This is a genomic window from Oceanimonas smirnovii ATCC BAA-899 (genome assembly GCF_000381965.1).
In the GTDB taxonomy this organism is placed as follows: Bacteria; Pseudomonadota; Gammaproteobacteria; order Enterobacterales; family Aeromonadaceae; genus Oceanimonas; species Oceanimonas smirnovii.
Window position 1 is genome coordinate 72,531 of sequence record NZ_KB908470.1, and the last position, 9,923, is coordinate 82,453.

Below are 9,923 nucleotides of genomic sequence, written 5' to 3' on the forward strand. Positions count from 1 at the left end.
GCAATGAGCACCGAACTTTCTCAAAGCCGCTGGGCCCGTTTTCGCCAGTCGGACTTTCTTTATTATTTTCTGCGCGACAAGGTCGCCATGTTCAGCTTTGCGGTGTTTGTGGCGCTGGTGGCGGCGGCGTTTCTGTCACCGCTGATTGCCCCCCACAACCCCTATGATCTGGCCACCATCGACATTCTTGACTCCGAGCTGCCGCCCAGTTGGCAGGACATGGGCGACGAACGTTTTTTGCTGGGCACGGATGTGCAGGGCCGGGACATTCTCAGCACCATTCTTTATGGCTCGCGTGTATCACTGATCATCGGTCTGGGGGCGGTGGCGCTGCAGCTGGCCATTGGCATAGTAGTGGGCCTGAGTGCCGGCTACTTTGGCGGCCGCATTGATAACTTTTTAATGCGCATTGCCGATGTGCAGCTGTCGTTCTCCACCATGATGGTGGCGATTATTGTGTCGGCGGTGTTTCAGGCCACTCTGGGCAGTGACTTTTATGCCCGGTATGCGGTGCTGATGCTGGTGGTGATTATCGGGCTGGCAGAGTGGCCACAATATGCCCGCACCATTCGCGCTACCGTGCTGGCCGAGAAGAAAAAGGAATATGTGGAAGCCGCCAAGGTGATGGGCTTCAAGTCGGTGCGCATTATGTTCCGGCATATTCTGCCCAACTGCCTGTCGCCCATTCTGGTGATCTCCACCGTGCAGGTGGCCAACGCCATTATGAGTGAAGCGGCGCTGTCGTTTCTGGGCCTGGGCATGCCGGTAGACAAACCCTCGCTGGGAGCGCTGATCAGCATGGGCTTTAACTACATTTTCTCCGGCTCCTGGTGGATCACTGCCTTTCCCGGCATCTATCTGGTGGTGCTGGTGTTGGTGATCAACCTGCTTGGTGACTGGCTGCGGGATGTGTTCAACCCCAAGATCTACAAGGGGTAACACATAGCTTTAGGCCGTCAGCTTTCACTATTGGCCTGCAGACACAGTGTTGTGTCTGCAGGCTTTTTTGTTTTTGTCGCTGAAAGCGGCCTCATAACGGCTTGGTCCTGAACTACACTTTTGCTAATTGTTTGCTGCCGGAGCCGCGCATGAAACACGACGAAATTCCCGCCGATCATTCTGATCCTCTGCTCAGTTTTCTGCATAGAGCCATTCGGGTGGCCATCAAGTTTCTGGCCGTGCTGATGGTGCTGGTGATCTTCTGGAGTATTCTGGATGTTGTTTATGTGCTTTATGAAAAGCTACAGACACCGCCTTTTCTGCTGCTGAACCTGGAAGACATATTGCAGACCTTTGGTGCCTTTATGGCGGTGCTGATTGCGGTGGAGATATTTATTAATATTCGGCTCTATCTGGGCACCAGCGTGATTCCGGTGCAGCTGGTGCTGGCCACGGCGCTGATGGCGGTGGCCCGAAAGGTGATAGTACTGGATCTTAAACTGGTCACTGCAGAGCAGATCATCGGTCTGGCACTGGTGACCATTGCCCTTGGCGTGTCTTACTGGCTGGTAAAAACCAAAGGAGAAGACACCAGGCCGTGAGCGGCAGCTGTCAGCTCACGGTGTTTATGGTTATGATCTTTCCTCTGTTTAACTCCACCACCGGAGCTTATTTTGCTCGCTACGCTTTATTCGCTGTTTCCTCTGCCATTGCGCCGGCAACTGGCCGGCATGCTTATTCTCGCTGCCATGCTCATGATAGCCGCTGGCCTGCTGGGGCTGCCCCTGGCTCCACACTGGGCGGGACTGGCTTATTGGGGAGCGGCGGCGCTGTTGTGGCAAGGGCTGGCCCGGCGTAACCGCACCCAGGCGCTGGTGCTGCTGCTGGTGGGCGGCGCTTGTCTGGCCTGGAGTGCAGGGCAGGGGGCAGACATAGATCCGCAGCGGCTGGTGGCAGGCAACAGCGGGCTGCTGTCCATGCTGGTGGCGGTTAGTTTTTTAAGCCTGGTGAGCCGGCCACAAACCGACGATGACGAACGTACTCCCAAAGGCAAAAAGGCGCTGGCGTCTACCCTGGCGGCGGTGCATCTTTTTGGCTCTGTCATTAACCTGTCTTCTGTCTTTATTATCGGCGACCGGCTTGCAAAGCAAGGCAGCGTAACCCGGGAGCAGGCGCTGGTGCTTATTCGTGGTTTTACCGCAGCGGCCTTCTGGTCTCCTTTTTTTGCCGCCATGGCGGTGTCGTTAAGTGTGGCACCCAATGCCAGCCTGGTCCGCCTGTGGCTGGTGAGCATGCCGCTGGCGCTGTGCAGTTTGCTGCTGACCGGCTGGCAGCTAAGTCGCCGGCCGGCTCATACGGAAAACGCCCCGGTGCAGCACTTTACCGGCTATCCGCTGCATGCCGGCGGCCTGTTGTTGCCCGGTTTGCTGGCGATGGCGGTGCTGGCCATGCATCAGTGGCAGCCGCAGTTATCCATTCTGGCAGTCATCACGCTAATGGCACCGGCACTCACCCTGATCATGCTGGCAGTGAAACGCCAGCCACCGCTGGCGGCGGTAAACGGGCTGACCCAGGGCCGGCTGCCGCAAATGGGCAATGAGCTGGCGCTGTTTCTGGCTGCCGGTGTGCTGGGTTATGGTCTGGAAAGTCTGTTTTCCACCCTGGGTGGCAGCCTGCCGTTAACCCGGTTTGGTGCTGTGGAGGCCAGCGTCACTTATCTGGCTACGGTCGGGTTGTCGTTACTGGGCATTCATCCCATCATCTGTATTGCGCTGGCAGGTGCTGTGCTGATGCCGCTGGAGCCTGATCATACCCTGCTGGCACTGGTGTTTTTGTCGTCCTGGGCGGTGGGCACCTCTACCGGGCCGCTTTCCGGCATTAATCTGGCCTTTCAGGGGCGCTACGGGCTCGATTCATTTCGCATTATGCGCTGGAACCTGAGCTATGCGGCCATCATGTCGGTATTGGTGGTGGCAGCTATTTTTATCCTGACGAGTGTGCCGGGGCTGGCATAAGCTGAAAGAGGGTGTCACAATCCTGCTGAACAGGGCAGTAATGAAGCCCACGGGAGATAAGCGTGAAATTTATCTGGCTCAAGGTGTTACTGACCGTGATTATCTTTGCCGGCCTGTTTGGTTGGGTCTACTACAAAGTAGCCAACGGCGGTATATGAGTGCACTGGCATAAAAAAACGGGCCGGAGCGCGAAGACAAATCTGCACAAAAAGTACACGTAAACCCGCTTTGGCCATTTGCGCAGGGGCGGGTTCTGCTGCATAATGTGCGCCTCGAATTCTGAGGTGCGGTGTGCTGGTACTCTTCGCATGCTCCGTCTACTTCTTCAATCAACCATATAAAGTTGCATCATGTCTGATTTATCACATTACAGAAACATCGGTATTTTTGCTCACGTTGACGCGGGCAAGACCACCACTACCGAACGTATCCTCAAGCTGACCGGTAAAATCCACAAAGCGGGCGAGACCCACGATGGTGAGTCCACCACCGACTTCATGGAGCAGGAAGCCGAGCGCGGTATTACCATTCAGTCTGCAGCCGTAAGCTGCTTCTGGAAAGGTCACCGTTTTAACGTTATCGACACTCCCGGACACGTTGACTTCACCGTTGAAGTATACCGTTCACTGAAAGTACTGGACGGCGGCATTGGTGTGTTCTGTGGTTCCAGCGGTGTTGAGCCTCAGTCTGAAACCAACTGGCGCTATGCTAACGAATCCGGTGTTGCCCGTCTGATCTTCGTAAACAAGCTGGATCGCCTGGGTGCCGACTTCCTGAACGTGGTTCAGCAGACCCGTGACGTGCTGGCTGCCAACCCGGTTGTTATGACTCTGCCCATCGGCCGTGAAGACGAGTTCAAGGGTGTTGTTGACCTGCTGACCCGTAAAGCCTGGATCTGGGATGACTCCGGTGATGCCGACAACTACACCATCGAAGACGTACCGGCCGACATGGTTGAGCTGGTTGAAGAGTACCGTGAAAAGCTGATTGAAAGCGCCGTTGAGCAAGACGACGACCTGATGGAAGCCTACATGGAAGGTGAAGAGCCTTCTATCGAAGACATCAAGCGTTGTATCCGTAAGGGTACCCGCACCATGGATATCTTCCCGGCCTACTGTGGTTCCGCGTTCAAGAACAAAGGCATGCAGCTGGTGCTGGACGCCGTGAACGACTACCTGCCGAGCCCGACCGAAGTTGATCCGCAGCCGCTGACCGACGAAGAAGGTAACGAAACCGGCGAATACGCCATTGTTGATCCGGATGCGCCGCTGAAAGCACTGGCGTTCAAGATCATGGACGACCGTTTTGGCGCCCTGACCTTCGTACGTATCTACTCCGGCCGCCTGAAGAAGGGTGACACCATCCTCAACAGCGCCACCGGCAAAACCGAGCGCGTAGGCCGCATGGTAGAAATGCAGGCCGACGAGCGTACCGAGCTGGACTCTGCCCAGGCTGGTGACATCATCGCCATCATCGGTATGAAGAACGTGCAGACCGGTCACACCCTGTGTGACGTCAAGCACCCCTGCACCCTGGAAGCCATGGTGTTCCCCGAGCCGGTAATCTCCATCGCTGTTGCGCCGAAAGACAAGAACGGCTCCGAGAAGATGGGCGTGGCCATTGGTAAAATGGTTGCTGAAGATCCGTCTTTCCGCGTTGAAACCGACGAAGATTCCGGTGAAACCATCCTGAAAGGCATGGGCGAACTGCACCTGGACATCAAGGTAGACATTCTGAAGCGTACCTACGGCGTTGAGCTGATTGTAGGTGAGCCGCAGGTAGCCTACCGCGAAACCATCACTTCTCAGGTTGAAGACAGCTACACCCACAAGAAGCAGTCTGGTGGTTCCGGTCAGTACGGTAAAATTGACTACATCATCCGCCCGGGCGAAGCCAACACCGGTCTGGTGTTCAAGTCTTCCGTAGTGGGTGGTAACGTACCGAAAGAATTCTGGCCTGCCATTGAAAAGGGTGTTGCCAGCATGATGGGTACTGGTCCTGTTGCCGGCTTCCCGGTACTGGACATTGAGTTTGAGCTGGTTGATGGTGCCTACCACGCCGTTGACTCCTCTGCCATCGCGTTTGAAATTGCCGCCAAGGGCGCTTTCCGTCAGTCTCTGCCGAAAGCCAACCCGCAGCTGCTTGAGCCGATCATGAAAGTTGACGTGTTCACTCCTGAAGATCACGTAGGTGATGTAATTGGTGACCTGAACCGTCGTCGTGGCATGATCAAAGATCAGGTAGCTGGCATGACCGGCGTACGCGTTAAGGCTGATGTACCCCTGTCCGAAATGTTCGGTTACATCGGTCATCTGCGCACCATGACTTCTGGCCGTGGCCAGTTCTCCATGGAATTCTCTCACTACGCTCCCTGCCCGGCCAACGTTGCCGAGAAAGTGGTAGCCCAGGTGAAAGAGCGCAACGCCGCTGAAGCCAAGAAGTAAGTTCGGTTAATTCCGGTTACTTTGATAAAAACCGCTGCTCCGGCAGCGGTTTTTTTATGCCTGGAATATTAGCGAACGCAATGCACAGCAGCAGTGGGGATTGCCGAAGCTGCTTCGTGGGGCCTGGTCTCAACCCTGTGAAAAATCCACAAAATAGTCCGTTATGCGCAGCAATCGCTACATGTGGCTGATCAACATGTTTCCGGTTGGGCACTCAATACTTATTTCTATCTGATAAAAACATCACAGTCACAATTGAAACCCAGCCATGACTGGGCCAGAATAGCTGCATCAAATTGAGAGCCAGCAGGGCACGGCGGCCCGTAACGCTTGGGCGGTAGCGTGCCTGATGCTGATGTTTTATACAGTGAATTGGCTGATTTTCAGGTTGGCTGCGCACTATATCTCCAGACCATGCTCGTGTACAACAAAACCGGCTCAAAAAACGCTGTATTTTGAAAAGGTTACGGCAGGCGAATATTGATAACGAGCAAGCGGCCCTTGATAGTGAGCGTGCTCATTTTTGCTCATTGCTGCATACGGCAGTTGAGAGATATTTTATTTATTATCAATGATTTAGGCGTGTAAGCTGCTCTGGTGTGCAGGAAGAAATATGAGCGCGCTTACTATTATAATGTTATGTGTCAGTCAGAGTCTAGCTATGAATAAAGAAATTAATTGGATAGAACCTTGGTGGCATTTAAATGAAAATGAAAAGGTTAAAGCAGGCATACAAAAAGAACTGGAATCCGAAATTGGGCCTAAACATCCTCTATGGCAATTAAAGCCTCTCGCAATTGCTAAAACTGACGCAAATGATGATGTCATAGTTCAGCTTAATGATGGCAGGTTTGCTTGTGTACATTTAGTTTGGCATGGAAAAATTGACCAGTATCCAGATAAATTTCCATCAAGCATTATTTTCGATACTGTCAAAAGCCTGCAAGCTTATATAAATGAAGAAGCAGATGAATACACATAACAAGGCCAAGCAACATCGTTCGCTGCGCTCTCTGGACAGCCTTGCGCTTGCGCCTTTTGTGCATGGCTTCGCCATTGTTGCACAAAACCCACAATCACAAGTCTGCCGTTGTTGGCGGCGTTAGCATTTTTAGACTTAAGCCTATGGATAATCTTAAAGGTAAACATATGAGCAATAAAGAAAGTTTTGGAAGTGTGAGCCTAGTTCGTCAGGGAGAGCATAGGTTTTACTCATTCACTATGCCCAGTGATATCCTTGCAGAAACGTGTTACGTGATCAACCGCGATGAAGATCCCATAGAAGGATTTCAGCGAGAGCTGGATAAAAAAAGAGCGATGGAAATTGCAAATTATATTGATTCAGGACTTGGAACCATTCCTAGCTCAATAGTTTTGTCAGCACAGGAAGATTGCGATTTCACATATGATTCAAAAATAAAATCAGTGAGCTTTAAAAACATAAATAAGGCATTTCTTATTATTGATGGACAGCATCGAGTGTATGGATTCAAGCTCGCGAACACGGCACTAAGAATCCCTGTTGTAGTATACGAGAACTTGTCAAAAAGAGATGAAACAAGGCTGTTTATTGATATAAATTCTAAGCAAAAGGGGGTGCCAACAGAACTTCTTCTAGACATCAAGAAGATGGCTGAGTATGAGAATGACACTGAGCAATACCTAAGAGAGATATTCGATACATTCTCAAAAGAGAATGACAGCGCTCTCTACAATAGGCTTTCAGCTTCGAAACGAGACAAGGGAAAAATCACTAGATCTGTTTTCAATACGGCGATGAAGCCTTTGGTTAAAGTTTTTGGAAACAAGACGCCAACGGAAATATATGAGATATACAACGCATACCTAATTGCTTTCAATGAAGGGATATTGGTCCCCCATGGCATTCAAGAGCAGGCTTTCAATACGACTGTATTCAAGGCCATTGCGGGGTTCTTCCCTATTATAACAGCAAGAGTTAAAGATCGGTTTGGTGCCATTTATACAGTTGATAACTACCATGAATTCACGGAGATTATTGGTCAGAGAATCAAGCCTATAAAGCTAGAAAATCCGACTAATGCATATAAGCCTATTGTTGATCATCTTGAAGAGTCGTTAAAGCAGGAGTTTACTCTTTAAATGACGCCTGAGATTAAGCTTATTCACCAGTTATCACATAACGCAATATTCGAAGTATCTTCGAAAGCTGAGACTGACCTAAAAGCTTGGGTTGCGAATGGTCAGTATCTGATGGATCAGGCGTTAGTGCCAAATGCGCAAGGAAGAGCTAGCGAATTCAAGCTCCGATTTCAAGACGCTGACAAAATAAATATTGCCTTAGCGAATGATTGCAACCGTTTTTCACAGGCCGCGATTGAGTCTATGTGGTGTATTGGAAAGGTGGAAAAATTACCAAAAAGCACTGCCTGGGCTACTGTTCAAATGTATTATTCTGCATTTTTCGCCGTGCATGCGTTATTGAGAATTTTTGGCAGAGCTTGCACGCAATTGGATAGCAGCCATGTTGAGGCAGTATATCAAGTGGCAAGCGCCACCAATATGGATAGCGGTACATCCTGCATTGAAAATGGGTTTTACATCTCAGTGATCAAGAATAACGGTATTGAATACAAAAAATTAAAAGATTCTCATGCAGATACTTGGCTGTCATTCTCGAATTTATTGACTTGGATAATTAATAACATTGAGAGCACTACAGGCTTAGGAAAACACAAGTCCGATGCTATCGACCTTGTTTCAAACCTCAAACAGGCGATGTCACAGTCCGGAGCAGCTAAAGGGAATTGGCCTTCGCAAGTAAGGAATAGGGTTAACTATCAACACAGTCATGGTGTTTGGTATCCTTACAAAAATGCATTGCATGATCACGAGGCTATACTAAGAAACTCAGAATGGTTAAAACAGCCACAGACCTTTGATCTAAATCCAAATACCGGCGAAATTCAATCACTATTCAACATTAGTAATTCGATACTATCGCTGATGTACCAGCTAATGAAGTACGGCTATGACCGTGCAGGTAAAATTTCGCTGCCATTGGCGAATGGAACATTTCGACTTATAAATCAAATCCGAGCAGCATGATGCTAACAAAGCAATGCACGCGACAAGCGCGTGATTGCGGCGTTAAGCGCCAATGTGGCAATTTTAAACTAGGAGTATTTATGGATTTTGATGCACTGGCATATCCAGAGGTTGTTTTCATTGAAGGGCAAGAATATAAAGCTCAACGTAATATGTCTAAAGGGCAGGTTTTGGTGCCTTATACTGAAGCTCCTGATGTAGGGATAGGCGATGTAATTACGCAAAAGTCCGGTAAACGTGAAATCCATTTGAAAGTCCTAGACGTTCAATTTTTAGAGGGTGGCTCGTTAAACGTTGGTACTAATCATCCTCATATGTTGACCTTACATGTGGAAAACTCGACTTCTCAACCACACAAAACAAGTTCATCTAGCAATACAACTTTTAATATTGGTAGTATCTCAGGCGAGCAGCTTCAAGTCGGTAACAACAACTCTCAGTCAGTTACTATCAATGTCCAAAAGTTGGTCGAAGAAGTCGCAAAAAGTAATGATCCTGAAGCAAAGAGTTTACTTAAACAACTGTTAGAAAATAGCACTGTTGGGAGCGTTATTGGAGCAGGAGCTTCAGCATTGATAAGCATGCTTTGAGTTGACGCTTAACAAATAAGGATAAGTGTCGCGCAGCCGACACTTCATCCGGGTGTTGAACAAGCCCGAAGCTGCCTTATTAAGTAAATTGCTCGGTTGAGCATGAGGTGGACGGTGAGGCTACTATTTTCTGCAGGCATAGCTAGCCGCTAAGCGATTAGAAGACTAATAACTTCAGCTAGTTACCGTGTTCGGTGAGTGACGGTCGTGCTTCTCCTGCTGTTGTTGAGGTCATTATCCTTATTGTGCACGCCTTTCGGCTATCCCGTTCGGATGATGCCGGTGCACACCATGCTCTGTGCGCAGTACGGGCAACTGCGGCTGGCTTTGGTCATCGTGGCCGGCTTCCCTGGCAGCCCTCGCCATCCCAGTCGCACCAACAACAACTGGATAATCAAGCGCACCGCCCTGGCGCTACCGTGCAGCAGCCCGTAGTCCCGTACTCGTTGTAGCCCCTTGGGCAAGGCGTGTTGCAGTATCAGCCCCAGGAACCTGACGATGGGTAAGGTGCGGTGTTGCCAGTGATTGGTTTTCCCCTCGCGGTAGCGGAAGGTCACCCGGTCACCGTCTATACCGATAATATCTCGGTCGGGCAGTACCCCGCGGTATAAATAGCGGGACAGGTATTTCAGGGCGGGTAGGCCCCGGCCCACAGGGCGGCAGTCCACCACCCATTGCGCCGGTAGTCTGGCTGGCAGGTAGAGCTGGGGGTGCTGGTGAATGGCGGCCAGTAGCCGGCCCCGCCATACTTTGGCCAGTGCGACAGCAGGGTAGAGGTAACGCTTGGGGCCCTTGTGCCACTGGCGCCGTGCGGGATTGTAGTAGCCTGCCGGGACCATGACATGCAG

General features: G+C 50.7%; 9 protein-coding genes. 8 read left to right on the forward strand and 1 reads right to left on the reverse strand.

Annotated features, from left to right (window positions below; genetic code table 11):
- Window positions 1-3: 3 nt before the first annotated feature.
- The 8 genes from G364_RS0114935 (at window position 4) to G364_RS0114975 (ending at window position 9,075) form a co-directional block, all read left to right on the forward strand.
- Complete coding sequence (locus G364_RS0114935) at window positions 4-939, forward strand: ABC transporter permease (protein WP_019935946.1); 936 nt, start codon at window positions 4-6, stop codon at window positions 937-939.
- Window positions 940-1,088: 149 nt separating this feature from the next.
- Complete coding sequence (locus tag G364_RS0114940) at window positions 1,089-1,541, forward strand: phosphate-starvation-inducible PsiE family protein (protein ID WP_019935947.1); 453 nt, start codon at window positions 1,089-1,091, stop codon at window positions 1,539-1,541.
- 72 nt (window positions 1,542-1,613) lie between these two features.
- Window positions 1,614-2,954, forward strand: a complete 1,341-nt coding sequence (locus tag G364_RS0114945; protein ID WP_019935948.1) for a hypothetical protein — start codon at window positions 1,614-1,616, stop codon at window positions 2,952-2,954.
- A gap of 350 nt (window positions 2,955-3,304) precedes the next feature.
- The gene (fusA, locus tag G364_RS0114955; RefSeq protein WP_019935950.1) at window positions 3,305-5,398 is read left to right on the forward strand and encodes an elongation factor G; all 2,094 of its coding nucleotides are present in this window, start codon (window positions 3,305-3,307) and stop codon (window positions 5,396-5,398) included.
- Window positions 5,399-6,011: 613 nt separating this feature from the next.
- Complete coding sequence (locus G364_RS0114960) at window positions 6,012-6,380, forward strand: hypothetical protein (protein WP_019935951.1); 369 nt, start codon at window positions 6,012-6,014, stop codon at window positions 6,378-6,380.
- Window positions 6,381-6,547: 167 nt separating this feature from the next.
- Window positions 6,548-7,519, forward strand: coding sequence for a DGQHR domain-containing protein (locus G364_RS0114965; protein WP_019935952.1), 972 nt, complete (start codon window positions 6,548-6,550; stop codon window positions 7,517-7,519).
- Window positions 7,520-8,485 carry a hypothetical protein gene (locus G364_RS0114970; protein ID WP_019935953.1) on the forward strand — a complete coding sequence of 322 codons (966 nt, stop codon included), beginning with the start codon at window positions 7,520-7,522 and terminating at the stop codon, window positions 8,483-8,485.
- 80 nt (window positions 8,486-8,565) lie between these two features.
- Complete coding sequence (locus G364_RS0114975) at window positions 8,566-9,075, forward strand: hypothetical protein (protein ID WP_019935954.1); 510 nt, start codon at window positions 8,566-8,568, stop codon at window positions 9,073-9,075.
- Window positions 9,076-9,335: 260 nt separating this feature from the next.
- Here the strand turns inward: G364_RS0114975 and G364_RS0114980 are convergent.
- Window positions 9,336-9,923: IS91 family transposase (locus G364_RS0114980; RefSeq protein ID WP_019935955.1), on the reverse strand; the 588-nt coding region annotated here is incomplete at its 5' end.